The organism is Flavitalea antarctica (assembly GCF_054461535.1).
In genome coordinates, this window is the sequence record NZ_JBTLQG010000003.1 from 32,340 (window position 1) to 52,295 (window position 19,956).

A 19,956-nucleotide genomic window follows, 5' to 3' on the forward strand; every position below is an offset into this window, starting at 1 on the left:
AATGAGTTTTTGTTATAACCCTCCAGCGGGTCAGTGACAATTTGTTAATCCGGTCAGTGACAACTTGTGATAGCTACCACCGGTAACTTTTTACCGTTTCTACGAACGCTTTGGCATGATCCACGGGTACGTTCGGGAGGATGCCATGACCAAGGTTTGCAATGTGTTTACCTTTTCCAAAAGCCGCCAGCATCGCCTTAACTTCTCTTTCTATCACCGGAATAGGCGACAACAATTTAGCCGGATCGAAGTTACCCTGCAACGCAACATTATTTCCGGCAAAGTTCCGGGCTAACGAAGGTTTTATGCACCAGTCGATGCCCAGCCCATTTGCGCCGGTGTCGGCCATTTCCTTCAATGAGTGCCATGCCCCTTTTGCAAATAGAATGAATGGAACTTCGCCTTTAAAAGCAGCCACGATCCTGCGCATATATTGTAGTGAAAAATTTTCGAAATCTTCCGGCCCGAGTAAGCCGCCCCAGCTATCGAATAATTGAAGTATATCAGCTCCCGCTTTTGCCTGCCCTTTCAGATAAGCAATCGTCGTTTCAGTGATCATGTTGAGCAAAGCATGGGCGAGCTGAGGTTGTGTATAACAAAACGCCTTGGCCTGGTCAAACGTTTTCGAACCTTTGCCTTCAACCATGTAACAAAGCAGTGTCCACGGTGAACCGGCAAAACCGATCAGCGGCACCCGTCCGGCCAATGCTTTTTTGGTCATGGTCAGTGCCTCAAAAACGTAGGAAAGTCTGTCATTAACATCAGGGATCTGCAATTTTTCGAGATCTGTTTGTGTTTTAATGGTCTGAGGTAAAAAGGGGCCTTTGCCTTCGACCATCTGTACTTCGAGACCCATCGCCTGAGGTACTACCAGGATATCCGAAAATATAATTGCTGCATCAACCCCTACCTGGTCGATTGGTTGTAAGGTGATCTCTGTTGCGAGTTCCGGGCGTTGACATCTTTCAAAAAAAGAATATTTATCCCTGAGTTTTATATAATCCGGCAGGTATCTTCCTGCTTGGCGCATCATCCAGACAGGGGTTCTGTCTACTTCTTCTCCACGGAGCACTTTCAGAACCAGGTCGTTTTTGATCATTTCCATGCTAATTAAACTTATACTTTTATAACGTATTTATGTATTTGTAAAAGAAGGTCCTTCCGGCTGAAGCCGATCAAAAAAGTACTCTTCATTTCGATTGCTGAACATCAGTACTCTTCATTTCGATTGCTGAACATCGGGTTGATTGCTGAATACCACGTTGATTGCTGACATGACGTTGATTGCTTAACGTCAGTTTGATTGCTGAACGTCAGGCTAATTCCTGAATATCAAGCCAGGTTGTTTGAGGCCATCAATCTTGTAATGATCTCTTTGCCGCCGTTATCAAGGATTTCTTTTCCCGCCTCAATCCCAAGCCCGCCGGCACTCTCAACGGTTACGGATTTTTCTATGGTTATCTTCTTCGAGCCATCAGCAGATAAAATATTGCCCCTGAACTGCGCTTCGCCATTCACCACTTCACATAGCCCTGCAATAGGGGTTGAACAACCACCCATTAGCTGCCTGAGAAAATCTCTTTCAACCTTTGTGCAGATTTCCGTTTCCTTATCATTGAATAATGCGCAGGCAGCAGCAGTGAAGTTATCTCCGGAACGGCAGACGACCATGATGGCTCCCTGCGCAGGTGCCGGCAACATCCAGTCCAGCTCGAGAGCGTTCTCAGGACGGATATTTATCCTGTCAACTCCTGCGGCGGCGAATATTGCCCCGTGCCATTCGCTTTCCTTCACCTTGGCTAACCTTGTATTGATATTGCCCCTGAGGTTTACGAGGGTGTGATTGGGGTATTTATTCAGCCACTGGGCACGCCGACGGATACTGCTTGTTGCAATGACGGCGGTGGTGTAACGATCATCCATAAACGAAGAGTCGGATCTCAGCACTAATAAGTCTTTCCATGAAGCCCTTGGCAGCACGGCCGCCTGCTGGATCCCATTCGGTAATTGGGTAGGAACATCTTTCATGGAATGGACTGCAACGTCGATCCTGTCGTTTAAGAGGGCAATGTCGAGCGTTCTTGTAAAAATGCCCTGCACACCCATTTCGTATAATGGAGTTTGAAGATCGATATCACCTTCACTTTTCACGAATACCAGTTCTGATTGATAACCATTCTCCGCGAGTAAGGCAGCAACTTGTTTAGCCTGCCAGGTAGCTAGTTCGCTTTGCCTGGTGCCTATCCTGATAGATCTGTTCATGCCTTAATTTTTGGGGCGGGAAATAAAATCGTGCACAGCTTCGATGTATTGGCAGCCGTGAAGATCCTGGCTACGCATCTTAAGAGCCATACTATTTATTACCTGCTGAATTTTTTCGTCAGAATGAATAATAGGCGAAGTTAAACTATGGAGCGATGAATAGGATGTATACAGTCTGCAGGAAGGAAGGGTTTCCAGCCTGAGCTTCACAGCGCGAAGCATAGGTACCCGGCGACGCACCTGGTACCATTCGAGAAATTCCCCGATATGTTTTTCGATGATTGCCACTGCTTTTGGCATCTCTGCCTGTCGTTTCTGCAGGGTTTCATCCTTTAAGCGCGACAGTTCATCGACATTGATAAGCGTGATACCCGGATGTTCGGATACATTTGGTTCAACGTTATAAGGAATCGAAAGATCAATGATCAGTTTGGACGCGCCTGGCGAGAGGTGGGAATAGAGTAAGGTTGGTGTCTGGGAGTTGGTAGCCACCAGGATGATATTGGCCTCACTCACCAGGTGCTGAAGATCGCTTAGTTTACCCGATTTCAGGCCGAGCTCACCCGCCAAATCGCTGGCGGTCGAATCTGTCCTGTTTACCAGGGTAACGTTTGTTGTTCCAAGATAATCAACAATGTTTTTGCACGTATTCCGGCCGATCTTACCCGTACCGATCAGCAAAATATTTTGCTGTGCAATGTCTTTAACTTTGTCCTTGATATATTGAACTGCCGCAAAGGAAACCGACACGGTTCCACTGCTAAGCTGGGTCTGATTTTTTATTGTTTTAGAAGCCTGCAAAACCGTATTGACAAGACGGTCGAGGAAATTACCTATAAATTTATGTTCGTGTTCCCGGGCAAATTTCACGGCCTGTTTTATCTGGCCAATAATTTCGTAGTCACCAAGGATCTGTGAATCCAGTCCTGCGCCGACCTCAAAAAGATGCTGAACGGCAGCCGTACCGGTTTTGATATATGCTAGGGAATTAAAGGTTTCAATTTCTCCTACCGTTTGTGTGCAGAGTAGCTGGATGAGTTCCTGGGCGGTTTCGCCAAATCCGTAGATTTCAGTTCTGTTACAAGTCGACAAAATAAATAATTCTCCAACGCCATAAAAAGGTGCCAGATCCAGGATGGAAGCATATTGTTCTTTACCAATAGCGAATTGACTCCTGATGGAAGCGTCAGTCTTTTTATAGTTGATCCCTGCTACATGAAACTTGAAAATCTGTCTTGTCGTGTTTCCGTTCATTAAAGTACTGCTGTTCAACTGCAAAAATACTAGGTGTCAGCCTCAATCCACATTTTCCAAGTCATTGTAATGTCATATTATTCACCTTAAATGCAAACAAAAAGAAACCGACTGCGTTTATTGAAGCACAAATGTAATTTCGCCAATCAATTTAAAATGATGACCAGAACGGGGATTATGCTTATGAACCTTGGATCGCCGGAATCCACGGAAGTAGAGGACGTACAGCGTTATTTGAACGAGTTTTTGATGGATCGCCGGGTAATAGATTATCCGTGGCTGTTCAGGAAAATACTGATAGAATGGATCATCACGCCCAGGCGAGCGCCAAAATCCGCTGAAGCATATAAATCTGTCTGGCTTCCGGAAGGGTCCCCGCTGATCGTTTTGTCACAGCAATTGCGGGATGCTCTCCAAAAAGTAATGGAGGAGCCGGTTGAGCTATCGATGCGTTATGGAAAACCACATCCGGCCACGGCGTTCGATAACCTGATGAAACGTAATCCCGCGCTTGAAGAAGTGATCGCTTTGCCGCTTTACCCGCACTATGCGATGTCTTCCTATGAAACGGCTGTGGAATATGCCAAAGAAGTGCACAAAAAGAACAAATATCCCTTCAAACTGAGATTCATTAAGCCATTTTATAACGACACCGATTATATTAACGCTATGGCGGAGAACATCCGGCCGTTTCTTGAAAAGGAATACGACCAGATCCTGTTCAGCTACCATAGCATTCCCAGGCGGCATATTACTAAAGGAGATATTACCGGCTCCCATTGTCTGAAGGTGGCTGACTGCTGCAATGTTGCTTCGCCGGCCCACAAACAGTGCTACCGCCACCAGTGTGTATCAACGACTAAAGCAGTTGTCGAAGCGCTGGGTATCCCTCCTGAGAAATATGATATTTCTTTCCAATCCAGGCTGGGCAGAGAAGAGTGGCTCAAGCCTTATACTGCTCTGCGCCTTGCTGAATTACCGGGCTTAGGGATAAAAAAGCTATTAGTGGTTTGCCCTTCTTTCGTGAGCGATTGTCTTGAAACACTAGAAGAAATGGCAGTGGAAGGCAAAGAGATCTTTTTGCATGCCGGGGGAGAAAGTTTTCAATTGATTCCCTGCCTGAATACTCATCCGCTGCTGATTGAAACGATCGCGGGCTGGATGAAGAGGTCAATATCCGGAAGCAAAGAAATGGTTCTTGCATAAAAGCGGGATAGCCGCCGGATGTGCCCGGATAGCCGGAAATAGTGAACGGATTGTTTATCTTTCTCATCTATGTACGAATACGTCAAAGCCCTGCATATCATTTTTATTGTTACCTGGTTCAGCGGCATGTTCTATATCGTCAGGCTTTTTATCTATAATACGGAGGCATCGGAAAAAACTGAACCTGAAAAAAGTATATTAAACAGGCAGTTTTCTATAATGATAAAGCGGCTCTGGTTCGGTATCACATGGCCTTCAGCAGTGTTAACGCTTGTATTCGGTTCCTGGATGTTATACCTGTTTGGATCCGTCCCCGGCTGGCTGGAAATTAAGATTGCATTTGTTGTTGGTCTTTATCTCTATCATCTCTCTCTTCATAATATCTACCGGCAACAGATGAAGGGAATTTATAAATATTCCAGTACTCAACTCCGGCTGTGGAACGAACTTGCTACCATTTTTCTGATTGCGATAGTGATGCTTGTAGAAGTAAAGCAGGCCATGAGTCTATGGTGGGGACTTGGGGGCCTGGTAACGTTCGCACTGCTGTTGATGAGCGCTGTGCGCATATATAAGCTGGTTAGAACGAACAAGAAGGCTCACTGACTAAAAAAGGCTCACTGACGCGAGAAGACTCACTGACGCGAGAAGACTCACTGACGGAAGAAGGCTCACGGACACGAGAGGCGTACTGACACGAGAAGGCTCACGGACGCAAGAAGGCCCACTGATGAAAGAAGGCTCACTGATGAAAGAAGGCTCACTGACACGAGAAGGCTCACGGATGCAAGAAGGCTCACTGATGCAAGAAGGCTCACGGATGCAAAGAGCCTGGTTTACAACCTTAGTCCCTCGCATCATTTATTTCAAGCCAGAAGCCATCCGGGTCCTGAAAATAGATCTGTTTAACGCCATCGACCCTTGTGGTTATTTTCCCGCTTTCTCCCTGCCAGTTTACGAATGGTACCTTCATCTTATTCAGCCTTGCCACAAATTCATCAACGGAAGGAACCGTAAAACACAGGTGGGTGTTTTTGTTGTGGCTGGAGATCTCTTTGGCAGATTCAATGATGTGAAGATGACTTTTAGGCCCTATCGCGAACCAGGTATGTTTGTTGTCGTGGAACGGTTCGGGTATAGTATCCAGTTGAACGACGTCCATGTAAAATGCCGTGCTTTTCTTGAGGTTCACCACTGAAAGCGCAATGTGATTAAGTGCAGCTTTTTTTGACTGCGCAGAGGTAGTATTGGCAAGGCCGGCAATACAGAAGGTGGCAAATAATGCAATCTTATGAATCCTTTTCATGGCTTTAAGATACAAAGGATTATAATCATACTCAAAGTTTAACCACGGCGAGGCATATTCCCCCAGATGGATGTGGAGATTACTCCACAATACGCCATCTTTGTATTTTCCGAAGGCTGAGCCATTTCCAAAAAATTGATTTCGTTGCTGATAAATGACGCCTGGAATGCCCATTTATGTAGCTATGTGTGGTATTTACATAATAAATAGCCACAATTATCAAAATTTTCAATCAGGACGCTGGTTGGAGCAAATTTTGTTTACGAGTATTTAACTGTAAGAACTTCGAAACCGTTCTCATCCAGGGAAGCAAATAAGTTGATCGACAAGCATGGAGCCGCAAAAAAAGAAAAACTGGGTTAAGATCATTCTTAAGTGGGTGGGAATAGTGATAGGTAGCATCATTCTCCTGCTTGTTGTGCTGTGGTTCGTGCTCCAGACCAAATGGGCCCAGAATATTATCAGGAAGGAAATAGTAAATTTTCTTGAAAAGAAACTTGATACCAGGGTCAGCATCGCCCGCTTATCCATAAATTACCTCTACCATCTTGAACTGGATGGGGTTTATGTGGAGGATCGTGCAAAGGAACCGCTTGTGTATATCGGAAAGCTGGAAGCAGGATACAAACTTCTCGATCTCCTTGATAACACCCTCACTATCTCAAGCCTCCAGGTAGACAGTCTCAAATTAAATGTGCACAATTCGGAAACCGACAGCCTCTTTAACTACGACTTTATCAGCAAGGCATTTGCGTCAGCAGATACTACAAAGATGGTGGATACGCTGTCTTCCGGGACAGCGATGAAGTTTAACCTGGGTGACATCGCCTTATCGAAGGCAAACATTCATTATAATGACGCTTACAACGGCCAGGACTTTACCTTAACTTTTACCAGTATTGACATTGGCATCGACAAGTTTAATCTTGATTCGATGGACTTCCGTCTCGGTCATCTATATACCCAGAACCTTGCAGCGGGTATCAGGTTCACGCCCTCACAACATACTACTGCAAAGGATACCATGCCATCAGCTGGTCCCATGCCTCTTATCAGGGCCGACAGCATATTGCTTACGGGCACCCGTATCATTTATAAAGATGATAACAGTGCTATTGACCTCAACACCATTGCAGGCAAACTGGGGATCTCTGATTTCAGAATAGATCTTAATACAAATAACGCCAATATCAATAGCCTCAGCCTGGCTGATCATTCCACCGTCTTCACAACAAATTCGAAAAGACCCGATAAAGAGGAAGTGGCCGAGATAAAAGATTCTCTCGAATCCGATCCGTTCAAATTCACTGTCGAAAACCTGGCGCTTGAAAATAATACGGTTCAGTATGATGATGTTGCCAGGCCAGTGGTTCGCGGACCACAGATGGACTTTTCGCATATGAAACTTAATAACCTGAACACATCCATAAAACAACTGGCTTCTGACGGCACCGGTTATAAAGCGGATATCGAGTCTTTAACGTTTAATGAAAAAAGCGGTTTCCGGCTAAAGCAGTTCAGTACTAACGTGGTTTATGGTGAACAGGAAGTGATCCTCGATGAGATTGTTATCCAGACCAACCGGACTTTGATAAACGGATCATTGAGGGCAGCATATGAATCATTGGAAGCGGCGGGGAAGAATCCCGGAGATGTTGGCTTAGATGCCGCTTTCACAAATACAACACTTGTGCTGAATGACCTCCTGTATTTTCAGCCTTCCCTTGCTGCTAATAAATATGTTCAGCCTTTATTGAACAAAAATATCCAGTTGAATACGAGTGTAAAAGGCAAAGTGAATAACCTTGATGTAGAACAACTCGTAATCCGTCAGGGGTCCACAGCATTAAATGCTTCAGCAAAGGTTACTGGGCTGCCTGACGCAAAAAAGATGAAGATCGATCTCCGGCTTAATAACTTCAGTGGCACACGTTCGGGCCTCTTAAGTTTATTACCTAAAGATCTGATTCCATCAACAGTGCATATTCCGGAAAGCTTCACGATCAGTGGAACCTATGATGGAACTCCGGATAATATGCGTGCGAATATTAAAGTATTTACCAGTAGTGGAAATGCAACCGTTGCGGGTAAAATTAAAAACGCCTCTGATAGTTTAAGAGCCGTTTACGATGCACACATCACCTCGACGAACCTTCAATTGAACAAGTTTTTGAACGATACGTCGCTGGGTATGGCATCGGTTGATTTCAAGGTCAGGGGTCGCGGTTACGCAGTAAAAACAGCAGATATAACCCTGGATGGTACGGTGAATAAGCTGCAGGCTAAGGGCTATACCTATAATAATGTAAAATTGAAGGGTAAGCTTGCAAATAACAAGGTGGAGGCAAATCTTAATTCACCGGATTCAAACCTGCTGGCCGATCTCGCAGTAAGTTATAACATGGATCCGGCAAATCCCCAGTTGAAGGTTAACTCAAATGATATGAGGATTAACTTTCAGAAATTAGGTTTTTCGAGCGAGCATCTCATCGTAAAAGCAAAGATGGATGTGGATCTTGTAAATGCTGATCCTGATCAGCTCGATGGAAATGTATTTATAACGGGGTTGCAGATTGCACATAAAGACAGAATTTACCCGCTCGATTCGTTGAAAGTGATAGCAGGCAGGGTAGGGGATAGTGCAGATATAACCGTTGAGACACCGATGCTCGTTGCCAACATGCGGGGGCAATACAAAGTGTCGACTGTGGGTCAATCGATACAGGCCGTGATGGCGCATTACATGAGCGACAGTTCTTTTTCCGATACAAGTGTGCCAGCAAATCAGTTCCGGCTCACAGGGACCTTAACCAGTCATCCGATCATAAGATCATTTGTGCCTGACATGCGCAGGTTCACTCCTCTGAATTTTGCGGTTAATATGAACTCCGAAAACTACCTGTTGCAGGTGGTTGCAGGTATGAAGACATTACGCTATGCAGATTACATTATTGACTCTTTCAACCTTGCCGCTAATTCGCAAAACGACAGCCTTATTTATGGCATAAGGGTGAAGCAGGTGATTCATCCAACGACGCCGTTGTATAAAACAACAATATATGGCGGTCTCCGCAAAGGCAAGGTAGGCTGGAATGTGGATCTTGACGACAAGCAGGATGAAGATAAATATTTCTTAGGGGGTACCTATAACACGACACAGGGTGTTTCCGAACTAAGGCTACTTCCTGAATTGCTGATCAATAAAACAACCTGGACAACAAATGAAAATAATATTGTTCAGTTAGATAGCAATGGTATTAAGTCTGCAAACCTTGCGATCATGAACGGCAATAGCGGGTTGAAACTGAACGGTACCGGTGCCGGCGGCGGCTATCCGATCAGCCTGCAGTTTATGAACTTTTCGATTGCAACAATTGCTGCTATGGTCCAGAGTGACACCCTCGTGGCCGATGGCCTGATCAATGGCAATATTGCTTTGAAGCAGGCTTCGCCGTTTTCATTCGTAGCCGATCTTTCCATTGACAGTATAAAAGCGTTCAGTCAGCAGATTGGCACGCTCAAGCTGGATGCCAGCAACAGCTCACCGGATGTGTTTAATGTGAATGCAGCGCTCACCGGGGATAGCGTTGACCTTACTGTAAAGGGAGATTATACAACTACGGGTGATGATAACCTGAATTTTGTCATCGATATTCCCGGGTTTTCCCTGGCCGCAGCTCAGCCTTTTGTCAGAGATATAATCTCGAATTTGTCGGGAATGGCAAATGGAAACATAACGCTGAGGGGAAGTGCTTCTAAGCCCATTGTACGCGGTTCACTTTCGCTACAGAAGGCGTCACTGGTTTATAACGATTATGGAACTTCGTTACGTATTCCTGATGAAACAATTGTATTTAACGAACAGGGAATCAAACTCGATAAATTTACTATTACAGATTCACTTGGTCATGAAGCAATCATCGATGGTAATGTCTTCACTACTGATTATAAGGAATACCGTTTTGATCTCAGTTTAAATGCCAGGGAATTCAGGGCTGTTGACAACCGTCTCAGGCCTGAACAGATGATATATGGTCCGGCGTCCATTAACGCTCGTTTGACAGTAAAGGGCGACATGAACCTGCCCGTGATCGAGGGCCGCGTCAGGGTCGTAGATAATTCATCCATTACATTTGTGCTTCCTTCTAAAGATCCCCAGGTTGAAACCAGGCGTGGTATTATCCAGTTTGTGGATTTTTCTAACCCGGTTGATTCCTCTCTGCTTGCTAATATTAACCCGGAAGATACGCTTGCTGAAGATGTGATCAAAGGGCTTTCCTTAAGTATAAGTGCTGAAATTACCCCTGAAACATCACTAACCATTGTGCTTGATGAGGACAACGGGGATAGTCTTAGAGTTAACGGTGCAGCAACAATAAATATGACCATTGACCCCAGCGGGAAGACAAGCATGACTGGCAGGTACACGGTAAGTGAGGGGGCTTATATATTATCATTAAACCAGTTTATCAAGCGGAAATTTGATATTGTCAAAGACGGTACAATCACCTGGACCGGTGATCCCACCTCGGCAACAGTTGACTTGTCAGCGCTATACACTGCTACAACCACCGCCGAACCCCTCTTGTCAGCAACAACCAGCGTTCCTCCGGGTGCCCTGAGGCAGAAGCTGCCGTTTTTGGTTTACCTGAATCTTGATGGTGAGATGCTCAAGCCTATCATTGGGTTTAAGATTGATATGCCAGAACGGGAAAGGAACATTTTTGATGGAGTGGTCTATAACAGGATCAAACTCATAAATAATGATGAATCAGAATTGAACAAACAGGTAATGGGCCTGCTGATATTAAACAACTTCATCGGCAACAATCCTTTCAGTAGTCTTTCCTCAGGCACGAGTGCTGAAACAATGGCAATAGGTGCAGCAGGTAAGATTCTGGCTCAGCAACTAAACAATCTTGCCGGAGAGCTAATCAAAGGCGTAGATGTCAATTTTGATTTTGAACAAAGAGAAGATTATACCAGCGGAACTCAGCAAAACTCCACCAACCTCAATGTGGGCGTGTCTAAGAGCCTGTTTAATGATCGCACAACGGTAACGGTCGGAACGGGTATACCTGTTGAAGGATCGACAGAAAACTCCTCTGGTCTTACGGGTAACGTTGCTATTGATTATAAAATCACACGGGATGGCAGGTACAGGCTAAAAATATACCGACGCAATGATAATCAAAGCATAATTGATGGTGATGTGCTCGAAACCGGTGTCGGATTCACCCTGGTGATGGACTACAATGAGTTCAAGGAAATATTTCAGAAAAGCAGGCGTGACCGGCGATACCGGAACCAAGTTGCGAGACCGCCTTCACAACCAACGAAATGAAGAGAAGATATCAACTGATATTAATTGTAATCACTGGATTGATTTTGGGCGCGTGCAGTAATCTTAAAAAGTTGCCTGCCGGGGAAAAATTGTATACCGGTGCAGCAATCGTATTTGATGAGCCGGTTAAGGACAAAAAGGAAATAAAGGGTGAACTGGAAAAATTGCTCAGGCCCGTGCCCAACAGCAAGATCCTTGGAATGCGGATCCGGCTTTCGCTTTATAACATGGGCAAGCCTACAAAAAAGAAAGGGTTGAATCACCTCTTAAGAAACAAGTGGGGAGAACCTCCTGTTCTGTACAGTCGTGTTAAACCGGAGAATACATCAACGATTCTCAATAATTATATGTGGAACCATGGTTTCTTTAAATCTGTAACAGAGGCGGAATCTATTTTAACCGAGAAGACCGCCAAAGTAAAATATCATGTGCGTGCGGGGCACAGGTACGAGATAGATACGGTTGGTTTCCCTGAAGACAGTTCTGCACTCGGAATGCTCATAAAGGCACAACAAAAAGGTACTTTATTAAAGCGCGGAAAATATTTCAACCTCGACGATATCAAAGACGAACGAAGCAGGATAGATAGTGAACTTAAGAATCATGGATATTTTTATTTCAATCCGGATTACCTGATTGTGCAGGTTGACAGTACTCTTAAAGGTAATGTGAATCTGTTTGTAAAAGTTAAAGAACGCAGTCCGAGATCAGCCCTGGTTCCATACGACATCAAGAATATTTACATTTACGCTAACTATCGCACAACGGTTGATACTTTGCTTGCGTGGAAAGAGCTGGTCAATTATCCCAATTACAAAGTAATTGATACGCAAAAGCTGTTCAAACCCAAATTATTTCAGAATATCGTCACACTGAACCAGGATAGCATCTACTCAAGAGAAGCGCACAACGTTTCATTGAAGAGGTTGGTTGACCTGGGTACCTTTAAGTACATCCGTGCTTCCTTTGAAAAGCTGCGCGATTCAACGCCTAAGCTGAACGCTTCATTTTATCTCACTCCAACTGAAAAACGTTCATTGCAGTTTCAACTGAACGGCACTTCCAAGTCGAACAACTTTGTCGGATCGCAGATCCAGATCAATATGAAAAACCGCAATTTTTTGCGGGGTGCTGAATTGCTCGATATTTCTCTTGCAGGTGGTTTCGAAAAACAGGTTGGTGGTCAACAATACGGAACAAATGGTACGACGCTTACCGGTGATATTAACTTATTTGTACCGCGCTTCATAGTGCCTTTCAGAATAATAAATCCCCGTACTGAATACGTCCCGCGCACAAGGTTCAATCTTGGCTTCGAATTTTTGAACCGGAAAGATCTGTACCGGCTGGATGCAGTACGTGGTGGGTTGGGCTATGTGTGGCGCGAGTCAAGAAAAATCGAACACGACCTGTCTTTATTGGGCTTTACCTACACGCAGCCATCGAATATTACACCGAGGTTTGATTCTATACTAAAACAAGACTATAGCCTTCAACAGGCATTCGAGAAACAGTTCATTATTGGTAGCAATTATACTTTTACTTATAATGAATCGACGACCACACAAAAATGGAACGCAACAAATATCAGGTTCAATGTTGACGTTGCAGGCAATATACTTGGTCTGGCAACAGGTGCATTTAAGCAGGGGTCTCAAACAAAAACGTTGCTCGGGATACCATTTGCCCAATACCTGCGCTTCAGTACGGAAGCCAGTAACTATTGGAAACTTACCGGTCGCGGTTTAACCTGGGCCAACCGGGTATCATTAGGTTACGGTTATGCCTATGGTAACTCGCAATTCATGCCTTATGTCAAACAATTTTTCATCGGTGGTAGCAACAGTATAAGGGCTTTCAGAGCAAGAACCCTTGGACCGGGTAGTTATTATTCTGAAATAAGTCAGAGCTATGCGAGTGAAGCCGGGGAAGTGAAAGCCGAGATCAACACTGAGATGAGAATGAAGCTGTTTAGTATTGTGAATGCGGCTGCATTTATAGATGCCGGTAACATTTGGTTGAGGAAAGAAAATCCGCAGAAACCAGGTAGTGGTCTTTCAGGATTTTGGAAGGATTTCGCTGTTGGGACGGGCGTTGGTCTACGTTTCGATGCTTCTATTATCATTGTCAGATTTGATCTTGCGTTCCCATTGCGCAAGCCCTGGTTGCCAGAGGACGAAAGATGGGTAATTGACAAGATATCCTTTGGAAGTAACGAATGGAGGAAAGATAATCTCATCCTCAACATAGCTATCGGTTATCCTTTTTAAATTATTGCTACTGCGTTATCCCATCTAAAATGTGGCTGCTGGTATTTATTCAAAAAGGTTGGTATTGAGTTATTCAATTTAAACAGAGCTGTTGTGTTATCCATTCTAAACAGAGGTATGGGTTATCGTCTTTAAATTATAGTGTCTGGTTATTCATTCAAGAATGCTCTGTCCGGTTAACCATTCACATCAGGTCAAGACGAATTCAGGTTCATCCATACGTTACCGTTTTTTTAATTTTTTAAGACCAGCTTCTATATATGGCTTGTTCATGTACCTGGCACCAATCATCACGCCCTCGATGTTTTTGGTCTGATCAATATCTTCCAGCGGGTTTCCGCTAAGTAATACGAGGTCCGAGGGTGCACCAGCCTTGATAGTACCCTGCAGCGGTTCGTTATAAAACTGTCCGACATTTACCGTGCCCGTTTTGATTGCTTCAAAAGGTGTCAGGCCAGCATCAACAAGGTATCTTAACTCGTGATGAACACTGAAGCCAGGTACATTGAAAACCTGTGGGCCGTCGGAACCCAGCAGGAGTCCCGCTCCGCCCCGGTTACATGCCGCAATAATCTGCCTTCTTATTTTGAGAAACTCATTTACCTGCTCCGGGTTATAGGCAGGATTGCCAACCAGGTTCTTTTTTGATTTCACCCAGTCGCTCACCGTTTGCTCATCCATGTAAACCATTTCAGGGGCATTGGCGAGCATATCGGCTTCTGCACCGGGAGCAATCCACCGTTCAGCTAAAGCCTGTGTGGGCACCACCCAGATCCTTCGGTTCTTCAGACCCGTTATCAATGTTTTTATCCGGCTGGTATCTGCCCTGTAACCAATAAAAGTTCCAAACAGGCCGGTCCTGTTTTCAGGAATAGTATCAAGTCCCGGTACCAGGCTCTCTACAAATCCATCCATATGATCTATGGTAGCATATCCCGCGTCAATAGCTTTCCAAACACCAACTGCAAATGGCACGTGTCCAGCAAAGGGAATATTTTCTTCCTTCGCCGTCCGTGCAACCGCATTGAAGTTTTCAAGGGTGAGACCCGGATGAATCTTTAAAAAATCATAACCGGCTTTTTTTTGTTCTTTCACCCGTGCAGTAGCCTCCTCTTTTGTTTTTACTGTCGAGCCGTTAAATGATGGTCCCGAGGTATAAAAGTGTGGGCCAGGAATTTCACCGCTTCTGATCTTAGCGCGCAGTTCAAGATGGCGGGGATGACCAAGCATACCCCGGATTGTGGTGACTCCATTTAAAGCGAATAACATTAGTACGTTTTTCATTGGCTCAATGTCATCAACAGGCGGAACATGCGCATGCATCTCTGCAAGCCCTGGCATCAGGTATTTATCCTTACCATCAATTATTAAAGCATTCTTCGCCACCCTGGCTTTGGATCCGTCTGAAACGGAGACGATTTTGCCGTTCCTGGTTACCACCGTCTGATTGGTGATCACCCGGTCGCTGTCCATGGCAATCACATTAACGTTTTTGAATACCAGGTCCCTGCTTCGGGAGTCCATGAGTTGTTGACCATGGGCAATCTGCCCAAGGACAACAACCAATACGAATAACGCGGAGTTTGTAAATACTTTGAAGGGCCTTTTCATATATGCTAATTTGTTGGGACACAGTAAATGACGAACCTGCCGGGAGAACTTGTACCTGCTAAATTTACAATAATTTTATAGTGCCCGACAAACTAAGGTGTCCCTGAGGCACAACCCCGGGCGTGTGATTTTCATGTGATTTTTATTATCGGTAACACTTGATTGAAAAACATTATGAAGATTGCACGATGAAATATCGAAAACTAGGCAAGTCTGAGCTTGCAGTCAGCGAGATTTCTTTTGGCTGCATGTCGTTACCAGACGATCATTCTCTCGTCCGCGAATTAATGTCAAAGGCCGTAGCCGGAGGGATAAATCTCTTTGATACAGCAGACCTTTATAACCAGGGTGCCAACGAGCTCATAGTAGGAAAGGCCTTGAAACCCTACAGAAAAGCGGTATTTATAGCTACAAAGGTCGGCAATCAGTGGCGGCCTGATCATTCTGGCTGGGACTGGAACCCTTCAAAAAAGTATATCATAAGCCAGGTGGAAAACAGTCTTCAAAGACTGGATACTGATTATATCGATCTCTACCAGTTGCATGGAGGCACTATCGGGGACCCCATTGATGAAACAATCTCTGCATTCGAACAACTGAAAAGCCAGGGGAAGATCAGGTATTATGGAATTTCATCGATCCGTCCTAATGTTATCCGCGAATATGTTCAACGCTCGTCCATTGTTTCGGTAATGATGCAATATAGCCTGTTGGATCGCCGCCCCGAAGAGTTTTGCCTGCCTTTACTGGAGGCATCAGGAATCGGTGTCCTGGCCCGTGGCAGTATTGCGAAGGGGCTGCTCGGTGGCAAACCGGCTGATAAGTTTTTGAATTATGATAAAGCTGACGTGTACAACCTGGCGACCGCAATCCGGAGTCTCAGCAGCGAGCAAAGGAGTGAAATGCAAACCTCTGTAAGATATGTTCTTCAAAATCATGCGGTTACATCTGCGGTGATAGGCATCAGGACCATGAGCCAGCTTGATGAGGCGCTTGCGGTTACGGATACCTTGCCCCTCACATCCCAGGAGCTGGCGTACCTCGGCCAGATACTCCACCAGAATTTTTATGAAGAGCACCGATAGGGGCCCGGCAACTACTAACAGCGGATCAAAATAAATTAATCATTTAAATAGGGGTTCCTTCCGCCGAAGATGTCTTATATCAAAATCCAAATTTGGCCGAAGCCCTCAAATACAGCACAGGATATCAAAACCTAAGAATGGAAGTTAAAGACAGTAGAGGGCTGTACACCCTGGGCGAAACCGGGGAACAAGCATTTGAACAGGTTTTTAAAGCCAACTTTAAAAACCTGCATGCTTACGCCTGCACCATAATAAGGGATGATATCATGGCGGAGGAGATCGTTCAAAATGTATTTTGCCGGCTTTGGGAGAAAAAATCAAGGGTCGAGATCCAGGTGTCGCTCACGGCCTATCTCTACAGGTCAGTTTACCATGAAAGTCTTAACTATCTGAAACACCTGAAAGTGCGGGCGGCGTATAGCAGTTACGCCCAATCACAGATGAGAAATGCTACTGATCATGCTGAAAAAAAGATCTTATTAGGTGACCTGGAATCCAGGTTGAACCAGGCGCTGAGTGAACTACCCGAACAATGCCGTACGATATTCCAGATGAGCCGTTTCGAAGAGTTGAAGTACCAGGAAATTGCGGATAGAATGGGCTTATCGATAAAAACTATCGAAAACCAAATGGGGAAAGCCCTGAAGCTGCTAAGGCTGAAACTCGTAGACTTTTTGCCTGCAGCTATCTTAAGTTTTCTTAACCTATAAACAGACTTCATTGAAAGAATTTTTACAAAATATGGACGATGAGATGCTGGTGAAGTTCCTGCTTGACGAGGTTACCGAGGACGAGCGCGTAAAGGTAAAGGGCTGGATCAGCCTGGAGCCGGCAAATGAAAAATACTTTAATCATTTTGAATTAATCTGGCAACAAAGCAAGGTCCTCGCAGCATCCACGGCGATGGATGAAAACGCCGCCTGGGAAAGATTTAAAAAAAGGGTCGAAAAAAATAGTGCACCTGCGATTGTAGTTCCATTTAAGAAAAAGTTCAACTGGCTGCGTGTTGCCGCTGCCTTTATTATCACTATTTCAGTGGCCACTGTTTTCTACCTGGCAACCAATACAAAAAACAATCAACTGGAACTAGCCAGCAATGATGTGATCCTAAGTGACACTTTACCTGATAACTCTGTGGTCACGTTAAACAAAAACTCCACCCTCAGTTACCACCAGCAATCTGGTATTAAACCATATCGCAAAGCCATACTAAAGGGTGAAGGCTTCTTTAATGTGAAACCAGATAAGTCAAAACCATTTTTTGTTGAGGTAGATGGTATAGAGGTAAAAGTTGTGGGTACCTCTTTTAATATCAAGAGTTTGGCTGATGTAACCGAGATCATCGTTGAAAGCGGGGTTGTATCTGTTTCAAAAGAAAACAAAATGGTGACGCTTCAAAAGGGTGAAAAGTTGACGATTCCCCGTACCGGTAGCATACCCGACAAAAAACAAAATGATGATCAGTTATATAACTATTACAGGAGCCGCGAATTTGTTTGTGATAAAACACCGTTATGGAAATTAGTACAGGTGCTGAACGAAGCATATGATACAACCATCATCATTGAAAATGAATCGGCTAAAAAAGAACTGCTGACCACCACTTTTTATAATGAACCGATTGAAAACATAGTTTCCGTTATCGCAGAAACCTTTGAGCTTACTGTATCCAAAAAAGGTAACCAGATAATTTTAAGATAAGTTTCGAGCTATACTTTAAATATAAAATCACGATAAAAATCCCTAACATCCCAGCAACCACCAATGAAGCGATCAATCAGCATATGTATTGTGTTAGTTCTGTTGACTACACTGCTGTCAGCCCCGGCGTCCGGCCAGTCCAATCTTAATAAAACTATTGCACTGACAGTTTCAAAACAGCCTGTTGACCAGGTACTGGAGATCTTAAGCAATAAAGGAGATTTCTACTTTTCCTATAACAGTAATATAGTGCCCCGTGATACATTGATCACCCTTTCGGAAAATAACAAAACGGTAAAGCAAATATTGGAAATGATCTTTAAGGCAGGATTCGAGTTCCGGGAAAGTGGGAATTATATTATCATCAGGCGCACCCCGATCAAGCTCACACTTGTAACGACAAAGGCAGTGAGCGAGAATAAGATTTATACGGTAAGTGGTTATATCGTGGATGATCAGACCGGTGAAAAGGTGAGTTATGCCAGTATCTACGAAAAAGAACGCCTTGCCTCAGCGATGTCCAATGAAGAAGGTTATTTCAAAATTAAGCTGAAGAGCAGGTACAAAACTGCTTCTCTTACTGTTAGCAAAGAGTTCTATGAAGATACTACCGTTATTATAGAACCAAGATTTAACCAGCAGATCACTATCACCATTATGCCTGTCGAAATTACGGAGCAATCAGTGATCATCAGTCCTAAGAATTATGAAGCACCGGATTCTATCGTGATCGCTGTTCGTACCAATGACAGTATTCAATGGTTGTACACTTATAAAAAAGCAGACTCAGTAAGGGTAGAAAAAACAAAAGTGGGAGACTGGCTCATCAGTTCTAAACTGAAGTTCCAGACGATTAATCTCAGCCGCTTTTTTACTGCACGACCGTATCAGGTTTCTATTGCACCGGGGCTGAGTACAAACGGCAAACTGAATAGCCAGGTTATCAATAACGTTTCGTTTAACGTGTTCGGCGGGTACTCAGGTGGAGTAAATGGATTTGAGCTGGGCGGCTTATTTAATATCAACAAGAAAGATGTAAGATATGTGCAGGTGGCAGGGATCTTTAACGTTGGAGGCGGAGATATGGACGGCGTGCAGGTGGCAGGTATTCACAACTCCGCCATGGGTTTTGGTAATGGTTTGCAGGTGGCCGGTATCAACAATATGATTGGCAGAAGCTTCACCGGGTTACAGATCAGTGGCATATATAATCATGCAGGTGGTCGCCTGAATGGCATGCAGGTGAGCGGAATTGCCAACTACAGCAATAAAACAATGAGAGGAATGCAACTCACAAGTATTGCTAACATCACGCCTGCAGAAACAAAAGGGGTGCAGGTAAGTGCGGTATTCAATTATACGCGTAAACTCACCGGTCTGCAGGTTGGTCTGATAAACGTATGTGATACATCAGAAGGGTATAGTCTTGGGCTCATCAATATCGTCAGGACAGGGTATCATAAACTGGTATTTTCCAGCAACGATGTTATCACGGCCAACTTCGCATTCAAAACAGGTAACAGGAAACTCTACAGCATTTTACTGGGCGGCATGAATACGGACAACAAACAGTTGATCTATTCATTTGGTTATGGCCTGGGAACTGAAAGATACATTGGCAAGTGGTTCAGCATTAGTCCTGAGATCACCTCCCAGTACCTCTATCTTGGGTCATGGGAACATCTCAACCTTTTAAATAAAGCAAACCTTAATCTTAACGTTCGTTTTGGTAAACACTTTTCCATCTTCGCGGGACCTGCATTCAATGTTTATTATTCGAACCAGCCTTCTTCTGTCCCTGATTTCAAATTTGAAGTCGGCCCCTCTAAAACATACAAATACGGGGAGTACGTCACAGGCTGGTTCGGATGGAATGCGGGAATCAGCTTGTTTTAATTTTTTAAACCCGCATAGGGG

13 protein-coding genes are annotated in these 19,956 nt (G+C 44.4%); 8 read left to right on the forward strand and 5 right to left on the reverse strand.

Annotation, left to right across the window (positions count from 1 at the left end):
• Nucleotides 1-73: 73 nt before the first annotated feature.
• The 3 genes from hemE to hemA form a co-directional block, all read right to left on the reverse strand.
• The gene (gene hemE, locus ACX0G7_RS04610; protein ID WP_458922257.1) at nt 74-1,105 is read right to left on the reverse strand and encodes a uroporphyrinogen decarboxylase; all 1,032 of its coding nucleotides are present in this window, start codon (nt 1,103-1,105) and stop codon (nt 74-76) included.
• Nucleotides 1,106-1,332: 227 nt separating this feature from the next.
• The gene (gene hemC / locus ACX0G7_RS04615) at nt 1,333-2,262 is read right to left on the reverse strand and encodes a hydroxymethylbilane synthase (RefSeq protein ID WP_458922258.1); all 930 of its coding nucleotides are present in this window, start codon (nt 2,260-2,262) and stop codon (nt 1,333-1,335) included.
• Between the two features lie 3 nt (nt 2,263-2,265).
• Complete coding sequence (gene hemA, locus ACX0G7_RS04620) at nt 2,266-3,516, reverse strand: glutamyl-tRNA reductase (protein ID WP_458922259.1); 1,251 nt, start codon at nt 3,514-3,516, stop codon at nt 2,266-2,268.
• 156 nt (nt 3,517-3,672) lie between these two features.
• Here hemA and hemH point away from each other — a divergent pair, with 156 nt between their 5' ends.
• Both hemH and ACX0G7_RS04630 read left to right on the forward strand, forming a co-directional pair.
• Entirely contained in the window at nt 3,673-4,722 is a 1,050-nt protein-coding gene (gene hemH, locus ACX0G7_RS04625) for a ferrochelatase (RefSeq protein WP_458922260.1), read from the forward strand.
• Nucleotides 4,723-4,791: 69 nt separating this feature from the next.
• A complete protein-coding gene (locus ACX0G7_RS04630) occupies nt 4,792-5,328 on the forward strand; it encodes a CopD family protein (RefSeq protein WP_458922261.1) in 537 nt (178 codons plus the stop codon).
• A gap of 238 nt (nt 5,329-5,566) precedes the next feature.
• On the opposite strand, the gene ACX0G7_RS04635 is transcribed toward ACX0G7_RS04630, so the two are convergent.
• On the reverse strand, nt 5,567-6,202 hold the full coding sequence (locus ACX0G7_RS04635; protein WP_458922262.1) for a VOC family protein: 636 nt from the start codon (nt 6,200-6,202) through the stop codon (nt 5,567-5,569).
• Nucleotides 6,203-6,359: 157 nt separating this feature from the next.
• Between ACX0G7_RS04635 and ACX0G7_RS04640 the strand changes: the two genes are divergently transcribed.
• Both ACX0G7_RS04640 and tamL read left to right on the forward strand, forming a co-directional pair.
• The gene (locus ACX0G7_RS04640; RefSeq protein ID WP_458922263.1) at nt 6,360-11,372 is read left to right on the forward strand and encodes a translocation/assembly module TamB domain-containing protein; all 5,013 of its coding nucleotides are present in this window, start codon (nt 6,360-6,362) and stop codon (nt 11,370-11,372) included.
• Nucleotides 11,369-13,642 carry a translocation and assembly module lipoprotein TamL gene (gene tamL, locus ACX0G7_RS04645; protein WP_458922264.1) on the forward strand — a complete coding sequence of 758 codons (2,274 nt, stop codon included), beginning with the start codon at nt 11,369-11,371 and terminating at the stop codon, nt 13,640-13,642. Before ACX0G7_RS04640 ends, tamL begins: the two co-directional genes overlap by 4 nt.
• 222 nt (nt 13,643-13,864) lie before the next feature.
• On the opposite strand, the gene ACX0G7_RS04650 is transcribed toward tamL, so the two are convergent.
• A complete protein-coding gene (locus tag ACX0G7_RS04650; RefSeq protein ID WP_458922265.1) occupies nt 13,865-15,253 on the reverse strand; it encodes an amidohydrolase family protein in 1,389 nt (462 codons plus the stop codon).
• Between the two features lie 188 nt (nt 15,254-15,441).
• On the opposite strand from ACX0G7_RS04650, the gene ACX0G7_RS04655 reads away from it, so the two are divergent.
• The 4 genes from ACX0G7_RS04655 (at nt 15,442) to ACX0G7_RS04670 (ending at nt 19,935) form a co-directional block, all read left to right on the forward strand.
• A complete protein-coding gene (locus tag ACX0G7_RS04655) occupies nt 15,442-16,338 on the forward strand; it encodes an aldo/keto reductase (RefSeq protein ID WP_458922266.1) in 897 nt (298 codons plus the stop codon).
• A gap of 137 nt (nt 16,339-16,475) precedes the next feature.
• Nucleotides 16,476-17,048 carry an RNA polymerase sigma-70 factor gene (locus ACX0G7_RS04660; RefSeq protein WP_458922267.1) on the forward strand — a complete coding sequence of 191 codons (573 nt, stop codon included), beginning with the start codon at nt 16,476-16,478 and terminating at the stop codon, nt 17,046-17,048.
• Between the two features lie 10 nt (nt 17,049-17,058).
• Entirely contained in the window at nt 17,059-18,039 is a 981-nt protein-coding gene (locus ACX0G7_RS04665) for a FecR family protein (protein WP_458922268.1), read from the forward strand.
• Between the two features lie 90 nt (nt 18,040-18,129).
• Complete coding sequence (locus ACX0G7_RS04670) at nt 18,130-19,935, forward strand: STN and carboxypeptidase regulatory-like domain-containing protein (protein WP_458922269.1); 1,806 nt, start codon at nt 18,130-18,132, stop codon at nt 19,933-19,935.
• Nucleotides 19,936-19,956 lie beyond the last annotated feature (21 nt).